The organism is Actinokineospora sp. (assembly GCF_052390155.1).
In the GTDB taxonomy this organism is placed as follows: domain Bacteria; phylum Actinomycetota; class Actinomycetes; order Mycobacteriales; family Pseudonocardiaceae; genus Actinokineospora.
Genome location: NZ_JBQTHF010000073.1, coordinates 99,409 through 119,306, shown reverse-complemented (window position 1 = coordinate 119,306; position 19,898 = coordinate 99,409). Strand labels below are relative to the sequence as shown.

21 protein-coding genes are annotated in these 19,898 nt (G+C 71.6%); 1 reads left to right on the top strand and 20 read right to left on the bottom strand.

The features are described 5' to 3' along the window. Nucleotides 1–99 precede the first annotated feature (99 nt). Entirely contained in the window at nucleotides 100–948 is an 849-nt protein-coding gene (rpsB, locus tag ACT4N7_RS24335; protein ID WP_444831154.1) for a 30S ribosomal protein S2, read from the bottom strand. 625 nt (nucleotides 949–1,573) lie between these two features. Here rpsB and ACT4N7_RS24330 point away from each other — a divergent pair. Continuing rightward, nucleotides 1,574–2,032, top strand: coding sequence for a M23 family metallopeptidase (locus tag ACT4N7_RS24330; RefSeq protein ID WP_444831153.1), 459 nt, complete (start codon nucleotides 1,574–1,576; stop codon nucleotides 2,030–2,032). 9 nt (nucleotides 2,033–2,041) lie between these two features. Here ACT4N7_RS24330 and ACT4N7_RS24325 read toward each other — a convergent pair whose 3' ends face one another. The 19 genes from ACT4N7_RS24325 to ffh all read right to left on the bottom strand — a co-directional run bounded on the left by ACT4N7_RS24325 (nucleotide 2,042) and on the right by ffh (nucleotide 19,525). Continuing rightward, complete coding sequence (locus ACT4N7_RS24325; protein WP_444831152.1) at nucleotides 2,042–2,962, bottom strand: FliA/WhiG family RNA polymerase sigma factor; 921 nt, start codon at nucleotides 2,960–2,962, stop codon at nucleotides 2,042–2,044. Then, nucleotides 2,934–4,034, bottom strand: coding sequence for a tyrosine recombinase XerC (locus ACT4N7_RS24320; RefSeq protein ID WP_444831151.1), 1,101 nt, complete (start codon nucleotides 4,032–4,034; stop codon nucleotides 2,934–2,936). The genes ACT4N7_RS24325 and ACT4N7_RS24320 overlap by 29 nt, the downstream gene beginning before the upstream one ends. 51 nt (nucleotides 4,035–4,085) lie before the next feature. Beyond that, on the bottom strand, nucleotides 4,086–5,222 hold the full coding sequence (gene dprA, locus ACT4N7_RS24315) for a DNA-processing protein DprA (RefSeq protein WP_444831150.1): 1,137 nt from the start codon (nucleotides 5,220–5,222) through the stop codon (nucleotides 4,086–4,088). 767 nt (nucleotides 5,223–5,989) lie between these two features. Then, nucleotides 5,990–7,507 carry a YifB family Mg chelatase-like AAA ATPase gene (locus ACT4N7_RS24310; RefSeq protein WP_444831149.1) on the bottom strand — a complete coding sequence of 506 codons (1,518 nt, stop codon included), beginning with the start codon at nucleotides 7,505–7,507 and terminating at the stop codon, nucleotides 5,990–5,992. Beyond that, nucleotides 7,507–7,863 carry a YraN family protein gene (locus ACT4N7_RS24305; RefSeq protein WP_444831148.1) on the bottom strand — a complete coding sequence of 119 codons (357 nt, stop codon included), beginning with the start codon at nucleotides 7,861–7,863 and terminating at the stop codon, nucleotides 7,507–7,509. Before ACT4N7_RS24305 ends, ACT4N7_RS24310 begins: the two co-directional genes overlap by 1 nt. Before the next feature lie 155 nt (nucleotides 7,864–8,018). Next, entirely contained in the window at nucleotides 8,019–8,342 is a 324-nt protein-coding gene (locus ACT4N7_RS24300; protein ID WP_075976606.1) for a DUF2469 domain-containing protein, read from the bottom strand. Between the two features lie 37 nt (nucleotides 8,343–8,379). Beyond that, entirely contained in the window at nucleotides 8,380–9,120 is a 741-nt protein-coding gene (locus ACT4N7_RS24295; RefSeq protein WP_444831147.1) for a ribonuclease HII, read from the bottom strand. After that, nucleotides 9,117–9,989 (bottom strand): signal peptidase I, encoded by an 873-nt coding sequence (gene lepB / locus ACT4N7_RS24290; RefSeq protein ID WP_444831146.1) that lies wholly within the window; start codon nucleotides 9,987–9,989, stop codon nucleotides 9,117–9,119. Before lepB (ACT4N7_RS24290) ends, ACT4N7_RS24295 begins: the two co-directional genes overlap by 4 nt. A 9-nt stretch (nucleotides 9,990–9,998) precedes the next feature. Beyond that, complete coding sequence (gene lepB / locus ACT4N7_RS24285) at nucleotides 9,999–10,880, bottom strand: signal peptidase I (protein WP_444831145.1); 882 nt, start codon at nucleotides 10,878–10,880, stop codon at nucleotides 9,999–10,001. A 21-nt stretch (nucleotides 10,881–10,901) separates the two neighbouring features. Beyond that, nucleotides 10,902–11,810: a signal peptidase I gene (lepB, locus tag ACT4N7_RS24280; protein ID WP_444831158.1), complete on the bottom strand. Its 909-nt coding sequence runs from the start codon at nucleotides 11,808–11,810 to the stop codon at nucleotides 10,902–10,904. An 819-nt stretch (nucleotides 11,811–12,629) separates the two neighbouring features. Continuing rightward, the gene (gene rplS, locus ACT4N7_RS24275) at nucleotides 12,630–12,989 is read right to left on the bottom strand and encodes a 50S ribosomal protein L19 (protein ID WP_444831144.1); all 360 of its coding nucleotides are present in this window, start codon (nucleotides 12,987–12,989) and stop codon (nucleotides 12,630–12,632) included. Between the two features lie 125 nt (nucleotides 12,990–13,114). Beyond that, nucleotides 13,115–13,882, bottom strand: coding sequence for a tRNA (guanosine(37)-N1)-methyltransferase TrmD (trmD, locus tag ACT4N7_RS24270; RefSeq protein ID WP_444831143.1), 768 nt, complete (start codon nucleotides 13,880–13,882; stop codon nucleotides 13,115–13,117). A gap of 2 nt (nucleotides 13,883–13,884) precedes the next feature. Further along, on the bottom strand, nucleotides 13,885–14,424 hold the full coding sequence (gene rimM / locus ACT4N7_RS24265) for a ribosome maturation factor RimM (protein WP_444831142.1): 540 nt from the start codon (nucleotides 14,422–14,424) through the stop codon (nucleotides 13,885–13,887). 16 nt (nucleotides 14,425–14,440) lie between these two features. Next, the gene (locus ACT4N7_RS24260) at nucleotides 14,441–14,680 is read right to left on the bottom strand and encodes an RNA-binding protein (RefSeq protein ID WP_035280809.1); all 240 of its coding nucleotides are present in this window, start codon (nucleotides 14,678–14,680) and stop codon (nucleotides 14,441–14,443) included. Continuing rightward, nucleotides 14,677–15,183: a 30S ribosomal protein S16 gene (gene rpsP, locus ACT4N7_RS24255; RefSeq protein ID WP_444831141.1), complete on the bottom strand. Its 507-nt coding sequence runs from the start codon at nucleotides 15,181–15,183 to the stop codon at nucleotides 14,677–14,679. The genes ACT4N7_RS24260 and rpsP overlap by 4 nt, the downstream gene beginning before the upstream one ends. A gap of 172 nt (nucleotides 15,184–15,355) precedes the next feature. Continuing rightward, nucleotides 15,356–16,111 (bottom strand): LamB/YcsF family protein, encoded by a 756-nt coding sequence (locus ACT4N7_RS24250; protein WP_444831140.1) that lies wholly within the window; start codon nucleotides 16,109–16,111, stop codon nucleotides 15,356–15,358. Next, a complete protein-coding gene (locus tag ACT4N7_RS24245; protein ID WP_444831139.1) occupies nucleotides 16,108–16,851 on the bottom strand; it encodes a lysostaphin resistance A-like protein in 744 nt (247 codons plus the stop codon). Before ACT4N7_RS24245 ends, ACT4N7_RS24250 begins: the two co-directional genes overlap by 4 nt. A gap of 59 nt (nucleotides 16,852–16,910) precedes the next feature. Then, the gene (locus tag ACT4N7_RS24240; protein ID WP_444831138.1) at nucleotides 16,911–17,984 is read right to left on the bottom strand and encodes an amidohydrolase family protein; all 1,074 of its coding nucleotides are present in this window, start codon (nucleotides 17,982–17,984) and stop codon (nucleotides 16,911–16,913) included. Then, entirely contained in the window at nucleotides 17,981–19,525 is a 1,545-nt protein-coding gene (gene ffh, locus ACT4N7_RS24235; RefSeq protein ID WP_444831137.1) for a signal recognition particle protein, read from the bottom strand. Before ffh ends, ACT4N7_RS24240 begins: the two co-directional genes overlap by 4 nt. Nucleotides 19,526–19,898 lie beyond the last annotated feature (373 nt).

Sequence of the window (19,898 nt, the reverse complement as noted above, 5' to 3'; positions counted from 1 at the left end):
GGTGTTTGTTTTGTTGTCGGTGTTGTGTTGGGTGGTGGGGGGTGGGGGCTGCTCGGGGGCCCTGGGCGGCGGCGCCCCCCCCCACCGCGAGGCCGAAGATCAGGACTCGGCCGGAGTCTCGGTCGCGGCCTCGACAGCGGCGACGGCCTGCTCGCCGTCGGCCGCCACGGTCTCGGCGCCGACGAGCAACTCCTTCTCCCACTCGGCCAGCGGCTCGCTGTTCGTGCCCACCTCGGGCTTGTCGGAGCCGTTGCGCGCACCCGACCGGGCGATCAGACCGGCGGCGGCGGCCTCGGCCACCACCTTGGTCAGCAGCGCGGCGGAGCGGATCGCGTCGTCGTTGCCCGGGATCGGGTAGTCGACCTCGTCCGGGTCGCAGTTGGTGTCGAGGATCGCCACGATCGGGATGTGCAGCTTGCGCGCCTCGCCGACGGCGATGTGCTCCTTCTTGGTGTCCACGATCCAGATGGCGCTGGGGACCTTCGCCATGTCGCGGATACCGCCGAGGGTGCGGTCGAGCTTGTCCTTCTCGCGGGTGAGCATCAGGATCTCTTTCTTGGTGAGACCCTGGAAGCCGCCGGTCTGCTCCATCGACTCCAGTTCCTTGAGCCGCTGGAGCCGCTTGTGCACGGTGGTGAAGTTGGTGAGCATGCCTCCCAGCCAGCGCTGGTTCACATAGGGCATGCCGACGCGCAGCGCCTCGTTGGCGATGGCCTCCTGCGCCTGCTTCTTGGTGCCGACGAACAGGATCGAGCCGCCGTGCGCGACCGTCTCCTTGACGAACTCGTAGGCGCTGTCGATGTAGGTCAGCGTCTGCCGCAGGTCGATGATGTAGATACCGTTGCGGTCGGTGAGGATGTAGCGCTTCATCTTCGGGTTCCAGCGGCGGGTCTGGTGCCCGAAGTGCACGCCGGAGTCCAGCAGTTGCTTCATGGTGACGACGGCCATGGCCGGGTTCGCACCTCTTCTTTCGGGCGCGCCGGGCGATCGGGGTCCGGCACGCGTCATCGGTTGTCGCGGCAGGCCGGAGGCCCACCGCCCTGGTGCCGTGCAGGCGCCCGAACCCGCTGGTGAAACACCACCACCGAGACCGCCGGGCGTCAGGTGCCGCGGCACTCGCTCGACGAGAGGGAGCCGCGGACGCGCACTGGCACGCGAAGTCGTCCCATGTCGCCACGGGACGCGGACGAAAGTGTACGCCGGGGCCGGGTCGGATCGGAATCGAGGCCACCGTTCATCCACATGCCCCCGATTCATCCACAGATCCCAACCGATGCCTGCGCACTCCCCCATCGCCCGACACGATGGACCCATGCTCACTGACCAGCACATACTCCCGTCGAGGTGGTTCCTCGCGGCCATCGCGGCCGCCCTGACCTGGGCGGTCGCGGCACCACTGGCCTGGGCCGACCCCGCACCCCCGGCGCGGACGTCGCACCCACCCTCGGCATGGGCCGAATCCGCGCATTCAGCGCACCCGACGACGCCCGCACCATTCGCCAACCCAGCACACCCGGCGCGGGCCGACCCTGCCCACCCGGCCTGGGCGCGGGCGCCCGCGGACCGTGCGCACGTGATCCAACCGGTCGATCAGGAGTTGCGTCCGCATGACCGCTTCTCCTGGCCGCTGCCACCACCGCACCAGGTCGTCCGGCCCTTCCAGGCGCCGGCGACCCCGTACGGCCCCGGCCACCGCGGCGTCGACCTGGCGGGCGCCCCTGGCGACCCCGTCTACGCCGCGGCCGACGGCGTGGTCGTCTTCGCCGGCCACTTGGTGGACCGCGGCGTGGTCTCCCTCGACCACGACCCCGACCTGCGCACCACCTACGAACCCGTCATCCCCATGGTGACCACCGGCCAACGTGTCCGCCGAGGCGACCGGATCGGCCTGCTCGCCGCGGGTCACCCGGGTTGCGCGGCCGCGCAGGCGTGTCTGCACTGGGGACTGCGTCGAGACAAGGAGTACCTGGACCCGCTGACCCTCGTCCGCGCGCTTCGTGTCCGCCTGCTCCCGATCGAGAGCGAGCCATGACGGCAGCGGTCAGACCTCGACGGTCTCGACCAGTTTGGCGCGCAAGCGCAGGACGGCGCGGGTGTGCAACTGGCACACCCGGGATTCCGTGACCCCCAGGACGCGGCCGATCTCGGCGAGGGTGAGGTTCTCGAAGTAGTACAGGGTGACCACGACCCGGTCGCGCTCCACCAGCAGCCCGATGGCCTGGGCGAGCTGCCTGCGGTTGTCCTGGTCGACCAGGAGGGCGACCGGATCCTCGGCGGCCTCGTCCTCAAGGGTGTCGGCCAGCGAGGTGGCGCCGCGGCCTGCGGCGGCGAGTTCGTCGAGGGCGACCACGCTGGTGAGCTGGAGCTGCGCGTAGAGGTCGCGGAGTTCGTTGAGGGACAGGCCGAGCTCGTCGGCCAGTTCGCCGTCGGTCGGGGTGCGCTGCAGCTTGGCGCCGAGCCGTTCGATACCGCGTTCGACCTCGCGGGCCCGGCCCCGGACGGTGCGCGGCACCCAGTCCTGGGCGCGTAAGTCATCGAGGATGGCACCGCGGATGCGCTGCATGGCGTAGGTCTCGAACTTCAGCCCGCGCTCCGGCTCGAACTTCTCGATCGCGTCGACCAGCCCGAAGATGCCCGACTGGATCAGGTCCGACACGTCCACGTGCGCGGGCAACCCGGTGCCGACCCGGCCTGCCACGTACTTGACCAGCGGCGCGTAGTGCAGCACGAGTCGGTCCCGCAGGAGCTGCTCGCGCTGCTCGCCGAATCTTCGCCAGAGCGCGACGATGCCCGCCTCGACATCGTCGGCGGTGCGGTTGTCCCCGGGCAGCACACCGGACGGCTGGCCTGCCCCATACGGGGCGGGGTGGCCGTTCACGTGGTTCGTCGGTCCCGGGGACGGCTCCGCCGGTGTCCGAGAACCTTCCCCAGCGTCAGCGGGAACGGGGATGGGTGCGGTCATGGATCGCCTTCAGCCGTTCGACGGTCACGTGAGTGTAGAGCTGCGTCGTCGAGAGCGTAGCGTGACCGAGTAACTCCTGGACGCTACGAAGGTCAGCACCCCCTTCGAGCAGGTGTGTTGCCGCAGAGTGACGAAGGCCGTGCGGGCCCATGTCCGGCGCCCCCGGCACCGCACCCAGCGCGTCGTGCACGATACGGCGGACCCCCGTGGGCTGGAGCCGTCCGCCCCGCGCGCCCAGCCACACCGCGGGCGGCGAATCGTCCCGGGCGAGCGCGGGCCTGCCGCGATCCAACCACGCGCGCAGCGCCGCACCGGCGGGCACGCCGAAGGGCACCGTGCGTTCCTTCGCGCCCTTGCCGAGAACCCGCACCACCCGAGCCGCGAAGTCGACCTCGTCGACGTCGAGCCCACACAGTTCGGAGACCCGGATGCCCGTGGCGTAGAGCACTTCCAGCAGCGCGTGGTCGCGCAGCGCCACCGGGTCCTGCTGGGTGGCGCCCGCGGCCGACACCCGCATCAGCTCGCCTGCCTGATCCTGCCGCAACACCGACGGCAGCGTCCGCTGGCGCCGAGGTGCGGCCAGGCGAAGCCCCGGGTCCACGTGGAGGTGGCCACGCCGATGCGCCCACGCCGTGAACGTCCGCACCGCGGCCGAACGCCGGGCCAGCGTGGTCCGCCCCGCCCCGGCCGCACGCTGCGCCGCCAACCACGCCCGCAGCGCCGCAAGGTCCAGCCCAGCCCCTTCCAGCCCAGCCCCGCCCAACCCCGTGCCTGCCGACCCCATGTCGGTCAGCCCGGTGCCGCGGGTGGCCGCGTGGACTCCCCTGCGCGCGACTGGAGCGGCCGAGCCCGCGTCCGGGTCGGCTCCCGGAAACAGGCCCGGGAGTCCGTACGCGAACCCGAGCAGGGACACCACATCACCCACGTAGGCGCGGACCGTGTGCGCGGACAACCCGCGTTCCAGGGCAAGGTGGCGTTCGTAGTCGGTCAGGACGGTGCGGGTCTGCTCGGGCAGCGCGGCGCGGACCCGGTGGAGGTCGACCCGTGCGGTTCGAGCGGAAGCGTGCGGCACACCCAAGACGCTGCGGCACTCGGCCGCCGAGGTCAAGCATCGCCACGCGAATCATTGTCGGGCTCTGTGCCAGCCCTCCTCTCCCCGAACGGCGAGGCCGGTCAGGTCGAGTTCGGGCAGCAGCGCCCGGACCCGGTCGAGTGGCACGCCGGACTCCGCCGCCACATGCTCAGGACTGGTCCCCTTTCGCGAGTTCAGCGCCTCGTGGACGCGCAACGCCTGGTCGCCGAGGCCGTCGGTCGGACGCTTCGGCGAGTCGCGGGGCGGGGCGAGGTCGGCACCGATCGGGCCTACCGCCTCCAGGATCTCGGGGACCGAGCAGGCGACCGTGGCCGCGCCGATGCGCAGCAGTTCATGGCAGCCGAGGGACATCGCCGAGCCGATCGGCCCGGGGACGGCGAGAACGATCTTGCCGAGCGTCGCGGCCGTGGTCGCGGTGTTCCGAGCGCCGCTGCGCACACCCGCCTCGACCACGACGGTGCCCTCGCCGAGGGACGCGATGATGCGGTTGCGCACCAGGAATCGGTGTTTGGCCGGTGCGGTACCCGGTGGGTACTCGCTGATCACCGCGCCTTCCTTGGCGATTCGATCGAGCAGCCGACTGTGCGACGCCGGATAGTTGACGTCAACACCGCAGCCCAGCACTGCCAACGTCCGCCCCTGAGCGGCGAGGGCGCCGCGATGAGCCGCGCCGTCGATGCCGTGGGCGGCGCCGGACACCACGGTGACGCCCGCCTCGGCGAGCCCGTAGCCGAACTCGGACGCGACATGTTCGCCGTACGGAGTGGCCGCCCGGGCGCCGATGACGGACACCGACCGCTGCAGGGCGTCGTCGAGCAGGGCGGGCCCGCGCACCCACAGCCCGATCGGCGGCGCGGCCCAGGTGAGCCCACGCCCGCACGCGTTGTGCAGGGCGAGCAACGGCCAGCCGGGCCACTGCTCGTCCTCGGGAATGACCAGCCGGGCACCAACCGCCGCACCGGCGGCCATGTCGGCCTCCGCGAGATCCACTTCCCGCCGAGCCGACGTCTCGTGCCGAACCCGGTCGGGCACGTCCCCCGCACGAACCAGCTTGGCAGCGCCAACAGGCCCATGCGCGTCGATGAACGCCGCGAGCCCCGCAGCGGGCGGCTCGGCGACACGGAGTAGGTACGCGCGGGCCAACCGGACGGCGTCGAGAGTCGTCATCGCCGCCGCCAACAGGCCGTTCGGCCCGCACGAGGGCAGCGCGATTGTCGAAACCGCTGCCGGGTGCCTGCGGTGGCGGTGAGATCACGCCCATGCCGAGCGGCCGCCGCCGCGCGAACTGGTGCTGTCGGAGACCAGGTGAGGGACGGCGGCGCTGTCGGCGCGGGACTCGGCGATGTTCCGCTCGGTCCGGGTGACACGGATGCGTGGGTCGACGTGGGTTGAGATAGGGAGTCGAAACGCTTGATCATGTGGAACTCCTATGAGCAGGACCGGAGCAGGTCGGTGGACGGAACAGGTCGATTGGCGGGTGGGTCGGTGGGCGGATGGTTCGGGTGGGTCGGTGGGTCGGTGGGTCGGTGGGCGGGGCAGGTCGGCGAACGGTGGACAGAGCGGGCGGAGCGGTTTGGTTGGAGCGGGCAGTCGACGGGAGCGGCAGTCCGTTGGGTCGGCGAAGATCAAGTCGGCGGGCAGGCGGTGGCGGGCGGGCGGAGGGCACGCGATTGGCGGGCAGGCGATTGGCAAGACAGCGGTTGACAGGCAAGAAGTTGGTCACTCGCAAGAGAAATAGGCGGACACGGGCGGAGAAGGCAGATCGTCGGCGGGCGGTGAGTCGGCGAGCGGGCGGTCGATGGCGGCGGGTTAGTGGTCGGGCGGGCGGTGAGTCGGCGGGCGGGCGATGGCGGGTGGGCGGGCGATGGCGGGTGGGTTAGTGGGCGGGCGGAACGACGGGCGGGATTGGGCGTTGGGGATGAGAAAGAGCGGGGTCAAGTGGCTCGGCGGTCTCGGAATTCGAGGGCGGCCGCCACGTGGTCGGCGGTGGGTTTCGGGACGGCGGCGAGGTCTGCCAAGGTCCAAGCGACGCGGAGGCAGCGATCGGCACCGCGGGCGGTTACGGCGCCGATGGTCAGGCCGCGGTCCAAGAGGGTGGTGGCTTCGCGGGGGAGGGCGAAGTTGCGGCGGAGGCTGGGGCCGGGCGCCTCCGCGTTGGTCTGCCAACCGTGGGTGGACCAGCGGTGGACGGCGCGGCGGCGGGCTTCTTCGACGCGGGCTCGGACGGTGGCGGTGGGTTCGGGGAGCGCGTCGGCCAGGTGGGTTGACATGGCGGTGATGGGGCGCATGCGGACCTGGAGGTCGACGCGGTCCAGGAGGGGGCCGGAGAGTCGGGCCAGGTAGCGGCGGCGGGTATTCGGCGGGCAACTGCAGTCGGACTCGCGGGGCGGGGCGCACGGGCACGGGTTGGTGGCGAGGACGAGCTGGAACCGCGCCGGATAGCGGACCACGCCGTCGCGGCGGGCCAGGCGGATCTCGCCTTCCTCCAAAGCGGTGCGCAGGGCTTCCAGGCGGTTGGGGGCGAATTCGCAGGCTTCATCGAGAAAGAGCACCCCGCGGTGGGCTTTGCTGATCGCGCCGGGTTTGGCGAGGCCGACGCCGCCGCCGACCAGGGCCGGGACCGACGTGGTGTGGTGTGGGGCGACGAAGGGCGGGACGGTGATCAGCGGGGACTCGGTGGCGAGGTCGCCCGCGACCGAGTGGATGGCGGTCACCTCCAGGGCGTGTTCCGGCGGCAGGGGCGGCAGCAGCCCCGGGAGACGTTTGGCGAGCATGGTCTTGCCGGTGCCGGGCGGGCCCGCCAGCAGCAAGTGGTGCCCACCCGCGGCGGCCACCTCCAGCGCCCAGCGGGCCTCCGGCTGCCCGAGGACGTCCCCGAGGTCCGGTGGTGGGTCTCCGACGACGGGGACAATCGGCTCAGGACGGGACAAGTTGTCCTCAGTGCCACGCAGCCAACTGAGGACGTCGTTCAGGCATGACGCGCCGTATATCTCCATGCCGCCTACCAAGGACGCCTCGGCCAGGGAGCAGACGGGGACGATCGCGCGGCGGAGGCCGAAGCGGCGGGCGGCGAGCAGGCAGGGCAGGACACCCTTGACGGTGCGGAGGCGACCGTCGAGGGCCAGTTCGCCCAGCAGGACCGTGTCGGCGAGGGCGTCGGGCGGTGCTTTCTTGTCGGCGACCAGCACCGACGTGGCGAGCGCCAGGTCGTAGCCGGAACCGCCCTTGGGCAAGGCGGCGGGCGACAGGCCGAGGGTGACGGCCTGGTCGGGCCACTGCAGGCCGCTGTTGCGGACAGCGGCGCGGACCCGGTCCTTGGCCTCGTTGAGCGAGGCGTCGGGCAGACCGACGATCTGGGTCCTCGGTTTGCCGCCGCCGATGTCGGCCTCGATCTCGACGGTCACCCCGTCGACGCCGAACAGGGCTACGGACCACGCGCGGGCGAGCACCATCAGAACGCCCCCGGCAGGTGTCGAACCGCCGGTGGACCGCCTGGCGGCCACAGCACCGAGACGATGTCGAACCGGATCTCGCACGGGCGGACGCCCCGGTCGACCCGCCACCGGGTGGCGAGTACGCGGATACGCGCGGCCTTGGTGTCGCTGACCGCCTCGGCCGGGGTGCCGTGACCCACGTCCGTGCGCGTCTTCACCTCGCACACGACGAGGCGGTCGCCGTCGGTGGCGACGAGGTCGAGTTCACCGAGGCGGCAGCGCCAGTTGCGGTCGAGGACGCGCAGTCCGGTGCTTTCCAGGTATCGCGCCGCGACGTCTTCGCCGCGGGTGCCGAGCTTCAGGTGGGCCGTCATGGCTGCTCCGGTCGGGATCGTGGGGTGTCGATCTCGACGGTGCCGGGTGGGCGGGGAGCGTGCCAGGGGGTTGCCGAAACTGTGGACGGCTGGGGGGTGTGTGGACAACTCGCCGGTTGACGATCTTGAACGGGCGGAATTGTCGGTGGGGTGTGTCAGCCGCCGAAGGGGCCGTCCTCGGGCAGCCGCAAGTCGGGTTTGTCCAACTCCTCGACGTTGACGTCCTTGAACGTGATCACCCGGACGTTCTTGACGAACCGGGCAGGCCGGTACATGTCCCACACCCAGGCATCGGACATCCGCACCTCGAAGTAGACCTCGCCGTCGGCGTCACGGACCTGCACGTCGACCCCGTTCGCCAGGTAGAACCGGCGCTCGGTCTCCACCACGTAGGCGAACTGTCCGACGATGTCGCGGTACTCCCGGTAGAGCTGCAGCTCCATCTCGGTCTCGTACTTTTCGAGATCCTCCGCGCTCATGTGCCGCGCGCCCCTCCTGGTCGTGACCTGTCCCCGCTCACTGCGGGGGTTCACCATTCTGGACCACGGCGGCGGCCGCCACACTCAGTGCCACCCGGTGTGGCGAGCGCAGGCCGTGCGCACGCCCCGCCGTGGCCACGTTCACGAACGACCAGCGGTGCTCGCGGCTCGGCCCGTGCTCGCGCAGCGTCCTGGTGTGCAGGCCGGTGCAGTAGCCCTTGTGCACGTCGAAACGGTACTGCGGCAGGGTTTCGTGCAGCTCGGCCATGATCCGGTCGCGGGTGACCTTGGCCAGCACCGACGCCGCGGCGACGCAGGCCGCCGCCTGGTCGCCCTTGACCACCGGCATGCTCGGCGCGGTCAGCCCCGGCACGCGGAAACCGTCCACCAGGACGTAACCCGGATGGGTGGTCAGCCGGGCGACCGCGCGCCGCATGCCCTCGATGTTGGCCGCGTGCACCCCTCGATGGTCGACCTCGGCGGTCGGCACGACAACCACGGCGTAGTCGACGGCCCGGTCCTTGACCAGGTCGAACATCCGGTCGCGGCTCGCGGCGGTCATCAGCTTGGAGTCGGTGAGGCCGTCGAGCCTGCCCGCGTCGCCTGGGCGCAGCACGCAGGACGCGATGACCAGCGGTCCGGCGCACGCGCCGCGGCCTGCCTCGTCCACCCCCGCGACCGGGCCGAGCCCGCGCCGGTGCAGCGCGGTCTCCAGGCTCCAGTTGCCCGTGTCGCGGCGGAGCACCGCACGCGGCGGGCGCAGCAGTTCGGTGCTCACCGGTCGCTCCCCCGCAGGATGCCGCGCACGCGCCTGCCGAGCCACAGCGTCGGCCAGGCGGCCGCGATGCCGACGCCCATCGGGATGCCGGTCTGCCAGGCGGGCGCGGACAACGCCTGCGGGTTGTGGTCGCCGACGCCCTGCCACCGCGACGGCGGCAGCACGATGACCCGGACCTTGCCGATGACGTTGTCGACCGGCACGAAACCGTTGTCCCCGCCGCCGCCCTGGGTGCGGGAATCGCCCGAGTTGTTGCGGTTGTCGCCCATCACGAACAGCTTGCCGTCGGGAACGCGGATCGCGCCGAACTCCTGCTGGAGGCGCTCCTGCGCCGGGTCCCAGTAGATGTAGGGCTCATCCAACGGTTTCCCGTCGACCAGCACCCGGTTGCGCTCGTCGCAGCACTCGACTGTCTGACCGCCGACAGCGACGATCCGCTTGACCACGTCGTCCTCGTCCGGCGCGGCCAGCCCGAACAGCGCGCCGACGCCCTGCAGCCAGCCGAGCACCGCGTTGTCCGACCGGGTCGAGACGAACTCCGACCGGTTCCAGGTGCCGGGCCGCTCGAACACCACGACCTCGCCCGGCTCCGGGTCGCCGAAGACGTAGACGACCTTGTCGACAAGCACCCGGTCGCCGGTGCAGCCCGGACAGCCGTGCAGGGTCTGCTCCATCGACTCCGACGGGATGACGAACACGCGCGCCAGGAACGTCTGGATCACGAAGGTGAGCACCAGGGCGACGCCGATGAGAATCGGCAACTCCACCCAGAATGGGCGCTTCTTCTTCGGTGTGCGTCCGCGGTCGTCGTCGGGTCGGTCCGTGCTCTCCTGGTCGTCGTCACCCGGGGCAGTTGATCGGTCGGACACCGTCGCAGCCTACCGGGACGCCGTCGGGCGGCCGCGCGTCAGCATGCCCCGGACCCGGCGCCCGAGCCACAGAGTCGGCCACGCGGCGGCGATGCCCACACCCACCGGGATGCCGCTCTGCCAGGCGGGTGCCGACAGCGCCTGCGGGTCGTGGTCGCCAACGCCCTGCCAGCGCGACGGCGGGAGGATGATCGCGCGCGCCTTGCCGATGACGTTGTCCACCGGCACGAAGCCGTTCACCCCGCCGCCGCCCTGACTGCGGGAGTCGCGGGAGTTGTTGCGGTTGTCGCCGAGGACGAACAGCATGCCCTCGGGCACGGTGATCTTGCCGAACTCCTGCTGTGTGGCGTCCGGGGTGGCCTTGGCGAAGTATGGCTCGTCGAGCGGTTCGCCGTTGACCAGCACGCGGTTGCGCTCGTCGCAGCACTCGACTGTCTGACCGCCGACAGCGATGACGCGCTTGACCACGTCGTCCTCGCTCGGCTCGGCCAGGCCGAACTGCGAACCGATGTCCTGGAACCAGGCAACGACCGCGTTGCCGGACCGATTGACCGATCCGTTCTGGTCCCAGGTCGCGGGGCGCTCGAAGACCACGACGTCGCCGGGCTCGGGGTCGCGGAAGTAGTAGACGACCCGGTCGACCAGCACGCGGTCGCCGGTGCAGCCCGCACAGCCGTGCAGGGTCTGCTCCATCGACTCCGACGGGATGACGAACACCCGCGCGATGAACGTCTGGATCACGAAGGTCAGCACGAGAGCGACCCCGATGAGGATCGGCAGCTCCACCCAGAGCGGGCGCTTTTTCTTCTTGGCCTTGACGGGTTCCGTGGAATCCGGGGTGCCCGGATCGTCGACGTCGAGATTCTCGGCGCCGCGTCCATCCCCTGTCACGGCACCGTGTGCGTCCGACAACTACTCAGCCTTCCTGACTCTGATGGCGCTCCCGAGACGGCGTCCTAGCCACAGCATCGGCCAGGCCGCGGCCAGTCCGATGCCCGCCGGAATCCCCTGCTGCCACGCCGCCGCGGCGAGGTCTGGTGTCTGCTGTGGATCGTGGTCGCCGACGCCGCGCCACCGCGACGGCGGAAGCACGATGTAGCGCGCCTTGCCGATGACCTTGCCGAGCGGCACCACGCCGCGCACTCCGCCGCCGCCTTGGAAACGGGAGTCGGAGGAATTCGCGCGGTTGTCGCCCATCACCCACAGTGTGCCCTCGGGCACGGTAACGCGCTGGAACTGCTGGCGCTCATCGGGGCCGCCGTTCTCCCAGTAGACGTACGGCTCGTCGAGCGGGCGGCCGTCGACCAGCACGCGGTTCTGCTCGTCGCAACACTCGACTGTCTGACCGCCGACAGCGATGACGCGCTTGACGAAGTCGCGTTCGTCCGGCGGGGCGATGCCGACGAGCGAGCCCAGGTAGCGCGCGCCGCGCAGCAGCGGGTTGCCCGGGTCGTCGGTCCTGACGTCGTTCTCGGTCCAGGTGTTGGGGCCCTGGAAGACGACCACGTCGCCGGGGGCGGGGTCGCGGAAGTCGTAGACGATCTTGTCGACGAAGACGCGGTCGCCCGTGCAGCCCGGGCAGCCGTGCAGGGTCTGCTCCATCGAGCCGGACGGGATCGAGTAGACGCGGCCGATGAAGTGCTGGATGAGGAAGGTGAGCAGGAGGGCGACGCCGACGAGGACGAGCAGTTCGCGCCAGAGGGGCTGCTTACGGGGCGCGCGGCGGTGCTTGCCGCGCCTGGGCCGTTCGCCTGCCTCGGTGTCTTCGGCGTCGGTGTCCTTGGCCTGACGGCCCTTCGGCTGACTGACGGGCGCCACGATCGCCGGGATGAGGTCGGTGGGCGCGTTGTCGTCGGACGGTTTGGGGAGCGGGACAGCGGGGATGGTGAGGCGCGAGATGGGCTGGGTGAGGTCTTCTCGGCCAAGCGTCGGCCGATCCGGTTCGGCCGGGCGCGGGGGCGCGACCGGCGGGACCGACGGGATCGACTCGGTCTCCGCCGCGTCGGCGATGGCCGGGTGCAGGCGCGCGTCCATTGCCGCCGGGGCTGTCGTGGGGCCGGTAGGTCTATCGGCGCTCGGCCGGGGCGGATCGGCTGGGCGTGCGGGACTGGCCGGTGACGCGGGCGCGGTTGGGCGCGGCTGCGTGATGGGGTGCGGTGGGAGCATCGACCCCGGGACGCCTGACAGCCTGCCCGCGGGACCGGCGGGCGGCATCCGTGTCGAGTCGGCAAGCGGCGTGCGGTTGGCGGGACCCGGTGGCGGCGGCTCGGTGGCGCGCGGTGAGACCACCACACACGGGACGCTCGCCGAGCGGTCGGGCGGAGTCAGGGGCGGCAGGGTATCCGGCGACAGCGGTGTGCCGAACCAGAACTCGGGGTCCGCCGACTCCCCGTCGGCATCCCCCGGAAGGAGCTCGACCTGGGGTTTCCGCTGCGCACCGAAGACCGGGCTACCGTTCACCTGGTGACCGTTGGCCTGCCCGTTGACCGGGTGCCCGTTGACCTTGCGGCGCGGGATCGGCTCGGTGGGCCGGTGGTCGACCGTCTCGTCGCCAACAGGGTCCGCGGCATCAGGCGGCACGCGGTGAGGAGGACGGTCGACCACGCACGTCAGCGTACGTGAGCCGGTGTGCTACCCGCGTCAGGAAGCGTGCAGGGGCTCGCGCTTCTCCTTGATCTTCGCGGCCTTGCCGCGGAGCTCACGGAGGTAGTACAGCTTGGCCCGGCGGACGTCGCCGCGCTTGGCGACCTCGATCTGGGCGATGTTCGGGGTGTGCACCGGGAAGGTGCGCTCCACGCCGACACCGAAGGAGACCTTGCGCACGGTGAAGGTCTCGCGGATACCCCCGCCGTGGCGGCGGATGACCACACCCTGGAACACCTGGACTCGCTCGCGGGAGCCCTCGATGACGCGAACGTGGACCTTGAGCGTGTCACCCGGGCGGAAGTCCGGGATGTCGGAACGCAGCGACTTGGCGTCCAGGGCATCCAGGGTGTTCATCGGTAGTCCGTCCTCGTCCTTGGAGATTTATCTTCCCGGCCGTGGGCGGCACGATGCCGAACAGTCCAGCCTGGGAGTGGGCTTGGTGAGCCGCGCCAACCAGGCGCGTCAACCCGGAAAGTATGTCAGATGGGATCAGAGGACTGGAAATCGGCCCCCAGCCGGGCCAGCAGTGCCCGGTCGTGCTTGTCGAACGCCGTCCGCGGCAGCGCGGCGAGCAGGTCGGGGCGACGGGCGGCGGTGCGCTCGATGGCCTGGTCGCGGCGCCACCGGGTGATCGCGGCGTGGTTGCCGGACCGCAGCACGTCGGGCACGGCGTGGTCGCGCCAGACCTCGGGCCGGGTGTAGCTGGGGCCTTCGAGCAGGCCGTCGGAGAAGGAGTCCTGCTGGGCGGACGCCGGGTTGCCGAGCACGCCGGGCAGCAGCCGCGCGACCGCCTCCACGATGGCCATGACCGCCACCTCGCCGCCGACCAACACGTAGTCGCCTATGGAGACCTCGTCTACCCGCATGCGGGTAGACGACTCGTCGATGACGCGCTGGTCGATGCCCTCGTAGCGGCCGCAGGCGAACACCAGGCGGGGTTCGGCGGCGTAGATGTGCGCGAGGGCCTGGGTGAACGGCCTGCCCGCGGGTGTGGGCACCACCAGCCGGGGCGGCGGGTCGCCCGCGCACACCTCGTCCAGCGCCGCGCCCCAGACCTCGGGCTTCATGACCATGCCGGGCCCGCCGCCGTACGGGCTGTCGTCCACGGCCCGGTGCACGTCGTGGGTCCAGTCGCGCAGGTCGTGGACGCCGAGAGTGAGCAGGCCGCGGTCGATGGCCCGGCCGAGCAGCGCCGCGCGCAGCGGTTCCACGTACTCGGGGAAGATCGTGACGACGTCGATGCGCACGGCTACTCGATCAGCCCATCGGGCGGGTCGAGGACGACCCGGCCGCCGGCGACGTCGACCTCGGGCACGATCGCCTGGACGAACGGCACCAACAGCTCGCCGCCGTCCGCGCGGTCGACCACCAGCAGCTCGCCGCCGAGGCCGTGGGTGACCTCGCGGACCGTGCCGACCCGCGTGCCGTCGCGCAGGACGGCGGCGAGACCTTCGAGCTCGTGGTCGTAGAACTCGTCCGGGTCCTCGGCAGGCGGGAGGGCGGCCTGGTCGGCGAGCAGCAGCGTGCCGCGCAGTGGCTCGGCGGCGTCACGGTCGGGGATCTCCGCGAAGCGCACCAGCAGCCGCCCGGAATGGGGCCGGGCGGCTGCGATGGTGAGCGTGCGGACCGTGCCGTCGCGCAGCCGGGCGGTCACGGACGCGCCGAGCGCGAAGCGCTGCTCTGGCGAGTCCGTGCGCACGTCCACGGCGAGTTCGCCGGTGATGCCGTGCGCCTTGGCGACCCTGCCGACCGCGACGAACCGCACTGGGTCCCTCTGCTCCGCGTTCATCTGCCCCGCGGTCCGCTCAGTGATCGGTGTCCACCACGTCGACCCGGATCCCCCGGCCGCCGACACCGGCCATGACGGTCCGCAGCGCGGTCGCCGTGCGACCGCCGCGGCCGATGACCTTGCCGAGGTCCTCCGGGTTGACGTGCACTTCGAGCGTGCGTCCGCGACGGTTCGTCACGAGCTCGACCTGCACGTCGTCCGGGTTGTCGACGATGCCGCGCACCAGGTGTTCGAGAGCGTCGGCGAGGGCACTCACTCGGCCGCGGCCTCGGTGGTCGCGGCAGCCGGGGCCTCGGCGTCGGCGGGCTTCGCCTCAGCGGGCTTCGCCTCAGCGGCCTTGGCCTCGGCGGGCTTCGCCTCGGTCTTCTTCGGCGCGGCCTTCTTCTTCGGCGTGGTCGCGTCGGTGCCGGTGTCGCCGCCCGCGGCCTTGAGCGCGGCCTCGAACAGCTCCTGCTTCGACGGCTTGGGCTCCTTGACCCGCAGGGTGCCCTCGGCGCCCGGCAGGCCCTTGAACTTCTGCCAGTCGCCGGTGACCTCGAACAGGTGCTTCACCGAGTCGGTCGGCTGCGCGCCGACACCCAGCCAGTACTGGGCCCGCTCGGAGTCGACCTCGATGAGGCTCGGCTCCTCCTTCGGGCTGTAGCGGCCGATCGTCTCGATCGCCTTGCCGTCGCGGCGGGTGCGCGCGTCGGAGACGATGATGCGGTAGAACGGCGCACGGATCTTTCCGAGCCGCTGCAGCTTGATCTTGACAGCCACGGGTTGGGGTGCTCCTCAAAGCTCTCGGTACTGATGGAGTTGGACGGGGCGGACCAGGTGGGGCCAGGTCGCCACGCCCGAAGGTTCAGGCGTCTTGGCGCGGTGAGAGGGTCCGGCCATGACGGACAGCGGGTAATTCTGCCAGACGCGCTCCCGGACCCGAACTCCCGGGTCACCCGGCGAACGCGACGACCTCCACACCTGCCTGGTCGAGCGCCGCGCGGACGGCCCGGGCGTGATCCACGGCACCCGGGGTGTCGCCGTGCAGGCACAGCGAGTGGGCGAGCGTCGGCAGCACGGTGCCGTCGACGGCGACCAGCTCGCCGCGCTCGGCCAGCCGCACCGCGCGGGCGACCACGGCGGCGGTGTCGGTGATCAGCGCGCCGGGTTCGCCGCGCGGCACGAGGGTGCCCCGAGGTGTGTAGCCGCGGTCGGCGAACGCCTCGAACACCGGGGTGAGCCCGGCCGCCTCGACGGCGGCCAGCAGCCGGGAGCCGGGCAGTCCGAGCACGGGCAGCGCACCGAACGCGCGCACGCCGTCGACCACCGCGGCGGCCTGCGCGTCGTGGTGCACGACGGCGTTGTAGAGCGCGCCGTGCGGCTTCACGTAGGCCACCCGGGTGCCCGCGGCGTTGGCGAACGCCTGGAGAGCGCCGATCTGGTAGAGCACCTCGTCGGCAAGCTGGGCTGGGTCTACGTCGATGAACCGGCGCCCGAAGCCCGCGAGGTCGCGATAGGACACCTGGGCGCCGACGACGACGCCCCTGGCCGCGGCCGCCACGCAGACCGCGCGCATCGTGGCGGCGTCGCCCGCGTGGAAGCCGCAGGCGACGTTGGCGGAGGTGACCACGTCCAGCAGCGCCTCGTCGTCGCCGAGGCGCCAGATCCCGAAGCCCTCGCCGAGGTCGCTGTTGAGGTCGAGGCTCACGGCTGCATGACTCCCAGGGTGATCAGCAGGACCGCCAGCGCGGGCAGGAAGTTGTTGACCTGGTGGGCGACCACGCTCGCGCCGAGGCGTCCGGTGTAGAGCCGGGCGAGTCCGATCGGGACGCCGATCACCAGCAGCAGCGAGGTGCGCAGCGGTTCGAGGTGGCTGACGGCGAAGATCACGGTGGTGAGGCCGAACACCGCCCAGCGGCCCCACTGCAGCCGTTCGAGCGCGCCCCAGAGCAGGCCGCGGTAGATGATCTCCTCACACAGCGGGCCGATGAGCCACACGTAGAGGAACAGGGTGATCGCGGCGGCCACCGGCATGGCCTGGTCGTCGACGAGCCTGCCGAGCGAGGAAGTGGCGTTGTCCTCGCCGACGATGCGCGTCCAGACCGCCGCGGCGACCGTGGTGCAGACCAGGCCGAGCAGGCCGAACTTCACCCCGACCTTGAGATCCTCGCGGTTGTACGACCAGCGCAGATCGATCTTCGGGCCGTTGCCGCGCAGCTTGGTCACCAGTAGGCAGGCGCCGGTGGCCAGGCCGGTGGGGACCATAGTGCCGATGAGGATCGTGGCGACGGAGTCGACCGAGTCGGGCCGGGCCAGGCCGATCACCGCGCCTATCACGACCGCGGAGAGCACGAACACCGCGAATACGAACAGAAACGCGCCGAATCCCCACCGGTGGTCGCGCTCGGGCGGCGACTCCGCCCGGGCGGCATCGGGAAGCGAGCTCATCGTGCCTCCCCGCGCGTCCGACAACCGAGGGGCAGAGCGTAACGGGACTTCCGTACGGTTTACCCGACGACCCTGCCGCGCAGCACGATCCTGGCAGGCGACCGCAGCACGTCGAGGTTCTCGCGCGGGTCGGCGTCGAAGGCGAGCAGGTCGGCCGCGGCGCCCTCGTCCAGGCCGGACCAGCCGAGCCACCCGCGCGCGCCCCAGGAGCCCGCGGCTATGGCCTGCTCGACAGTCATGCCCGCGCGGTGCAGCGCGGCGATCTCGTCGACGATCCGGCCGTGCTCGATGCCGCCGCCCGCGTCGGTCCCGGCGTACACCGGCACGCCTGCCGCGACGGCGTCGGCGACCATCCCGCCCGCGCGGGCGTGCAGGTCGAGCATGTGCGCGGCGTACTTCGGGTACTTGTGCGCGCCCGCGGCGATGTGCGGAAAGTTCTCGATGTTGATCAGCGTGGGCACCAGGGCGGTGCCGCGGCGGGCCATCTCGGCAATGGTGTCCGCGGTGAGCCCCGTGCCGTGCTCGACGCAGTCGATACCCGCGCCGACCAGGCCGGGCAGGGCGTCCTCGCCGAACACGTGCGCGGTGACCCGGGCGCCCGCCGCGTGCGCCACGGCGATCGCCTCGGCGAGCACGTCGTCGGGCCAGAGCGGGGCGAGGTCGCCGTGCTCGCGGTCGATCCAGTCGCCGACGAGCTTGACCCACCCGTCGCCGTACTCGACCTGCTCGGCGACCGCGGCGGGCAGCAGCTCCGGGTCGCCCACCTCGATGCCCAGGTGCGGGATGTAGCGCCGAGGCCGGGTGAGGTGGCGCCCGGCGCGGACCAGGCGCGGCAGGTCGAGCCGCTCCTGCAGGGGCCGGGTGTCGATCGGCGAGCCGCAGTCGCGGATCAGCAGGGCCCCCGCGTCACGGTCGGTCTCGGCCTGGGCAGCGGCGGTGTCGAGGTCGACCGCGCCGGTCGGGCCGATGCCGAGGTGGCAGTGCGCGTCGACCAGGCCGGGCAGCAGGAAACCGCCGTCCAGCACGGTTTCCGCGCCGGGGACCGGGCGGGTGCGGATACGCCCGTTGACCACCCAGAGGTCGCGTTCGTCCTCGCCGGGCAGGACCACGCCCCGCAGGTGCAGCGCGGTCACTTGCTCTTGGGGAACTTCAGCTTCGACGGGTCGAACCCGGGCGGCAGCCCGTCGAGTCCGCCGAGGCCCGGGGGCAATCCGCCGGGGGCGGACGGCATGCCGGGCAGTTCCGGCATGCCCGCGGGGAACCCGGGCATCCCGCCACGCACGCGGGGCGGCGTGGGTCCGCGCCCCTTGGCCTTCTTCCCCTTCTTGCCCTTCACCTTGCGCTGGTTCGCGCGGTTGGCGCCCGGCATGCCGAACCGGCCCGCCATCTGCTGCATCATCTTGCGCGCCTCGTAGAAGCGGTTCACCAGGTCGTTGACCTCGCGAACGGCCACGCCGGAGCCGTTGGCGATGCGCAGCCGCCGCGAGGCGTTGATGATCTTCGGGTCGTTGCGCTCGGCCGGGGTCATACCGCGGATGATCGCTTGCAGCCGGTCGATGCTCTTCTCGTCGACCTGGGCGAGCGCGTCCTTCATCTGGCCTGCGCCGGGCAGCATGCCGAGCAGGTTCGCGATCGGGCCCATCTTGCGCACGGCGAGCATCTGCTCCAGGAAGTCCTCCAGGGTCAGCTCGCCGGAGCCGATCTTGGCCGCGGCCTTCTCCGCCTGGTCCTGGTCGAAGTGCTGCTCGGCCTGCTCGATGAGGGTGAGCACGTCGCCCATGCCGAGGATGCGCGAGGCCATCCGGTCAGGGTGGAAGGCGTCGAACTCCTCGACCTTCTCGCCGTTGGAGGCGAACAGGATCGGCGCGCCGGTGACCTCGCGGACCGACAGCGCGGCACCGCCGCGGGCGTCGCCGTCGAGCTTGGTCAGCACGACGCCGGTGAAGCCGACACCGTCGCGGAACGCCTCCGCGGTGGCCACCGCGTCCTGGCCCATCATGGCGTCGACCACGAACAGGACCTCGTCGGCGCCGATGGCCGCCTTGATGTCGACGGCCTGGCTCATCATCTCCTCGTCGACGCCGAGGCGACCCGCGGTGTCGACGATGACGATGTCGTGCTGGGCGCGGCGGGCCTCGTCGACGCTGCGCCTGGCCACGTCGACCGGGTCGCCGACGCCGTTGCCCGGCTCGGGCGCGAAGACCGCGACGCCCGCGCGCTCGGCCACGACCTGGAGCTGGGTGACCGCGTTGGGCCGCTGCAGGTCGCAGGCCACGAGCAGCGGCGCGTGCCCCTGATTCTTGAGCCAGCGGGCGAGCTTGCCCGCAAGCGTGGTCTTGCCCGCACCCTGCAGACCGGCGAGCATGATGACGCTCGGCGGGGTCTTGGCGAGGTTGAGCCTGCGGGTCTCACCGCCGAGGATGGCGACGAGCTCCTCGTTGACGATCTTGACGACCTGCTGGGCCGGGTTCAGCGCGCCGGAGACCTCGGCGCCCTTGGCGCGCTCCTTGATCCGCGCGATGAACGTGCGCACGACAGGCAGCGCGACGTCGGCCTCCAACAGCGCGATGCGGATCTCGCGCGCGGTGGCATCGATGTCGGCTTCGGTCAGGCGCCCCTTGCCCCGCAGGTTCTGCAGGACCGAGGTGAGCCGGTCGGAGAGGGTGTCGAACACGGGTGCGGCACTCCAGCCAGTCGTCGGACGGCCGCCCGAACCACGGTGCGGCTACCAGCGAGGGTAGTCGCCCGGGAACCGGGGCCGCTCGGAGCTGTCCGCCTGCTCCGCCCGACCGCGGATTCCACCGGCCAGCATCGCCCTGAGCTGGGCCGACGGACTTGGGGAACAGGTGGAGTTGCGCGACGTCGAGACGTTCCTGGTGCTGGCCGAGGCCGCACGTGACGCGGGGCCGGGTGAGCCAGCGGGTCACGCGGCACGACACTTCGAGGCGACGTTGGGTCGACCGCGAGGGCCCGCGGCTCGGGCGGGTTCGAGGCGTACTGCGACTTCGACATCGCGGCGGCGTGATCACCAAGGCGGGTCTGCGATA

Excerpts from the sequence above, each read along its gene's own strand:
- ACT4N7_RS24305 (WP_444831148.1), bottom strand. The coding sequence starts at position 7,863 with ATGACGGCCCACCTGAAGCTCGGCACCCGCGGCGAAGACGTCGCGGCG.
- rimM (WP_444831142.1), bottom strand. The coding sequence starts at position 14,424 with ATGAACGCGGAGCAGAGGGACCCAGTGCGGTTCGTCGCGGTCGGCAGG.
- ACT4N7_RS24325 (WP_444831152.1), bottom strand. The coding sequence starts at position 2,962 with ATGACCGCACCCATCCCCGTTCCCGCTGACGCTGGGGAAGGTTCTCGG.
- ACT4N7_RS24310 (WP_444831149.1), bottom strand. The coding sequence starts at position 7,507 with ATGGTGCTCGCCCGCGCGTGGTCCGTAGCCCTGTTCGGCGTCGACGGG.
- dprA (WP_444831150.1), bottom strand. The coding sequence starts at position 5,222 with ATGACGACTCTCGACGCCGTCCGGTTGGCCCGCGCGTACCTACTCCGT.
- ACT4N7_RS24300 (WP_075976606.1), bottom strand. The coding sequence starts at position 8,342 with ATGAGCGCGGAGGATCTCGAAAAGTACGAGACCGAGATGGAGCTGCAG.
- rplS (WP_444831144.1), bottom strand. The coding sequence starts at position 12,989 with ATGAACACCCTGGATGCCCTGGACGCCAAGTCGCTGCGTTCCGACATC.
- ACT4N7_RS24245 (WP_444831139.1), bottom strand. The coding sequence starts at position 16,851 with ATGAGCTCGCTTCCCGATGCCGCCCGGGCGGAGTCGCCGCCCGAGCGC.
- rpsB (WP_444831154.1), bottom strand. The coding sequence starts at position 948 with ATGGCCGTCGTCACCATGAAGCAACTGCTGGACTCCGGCGTGCACTTC.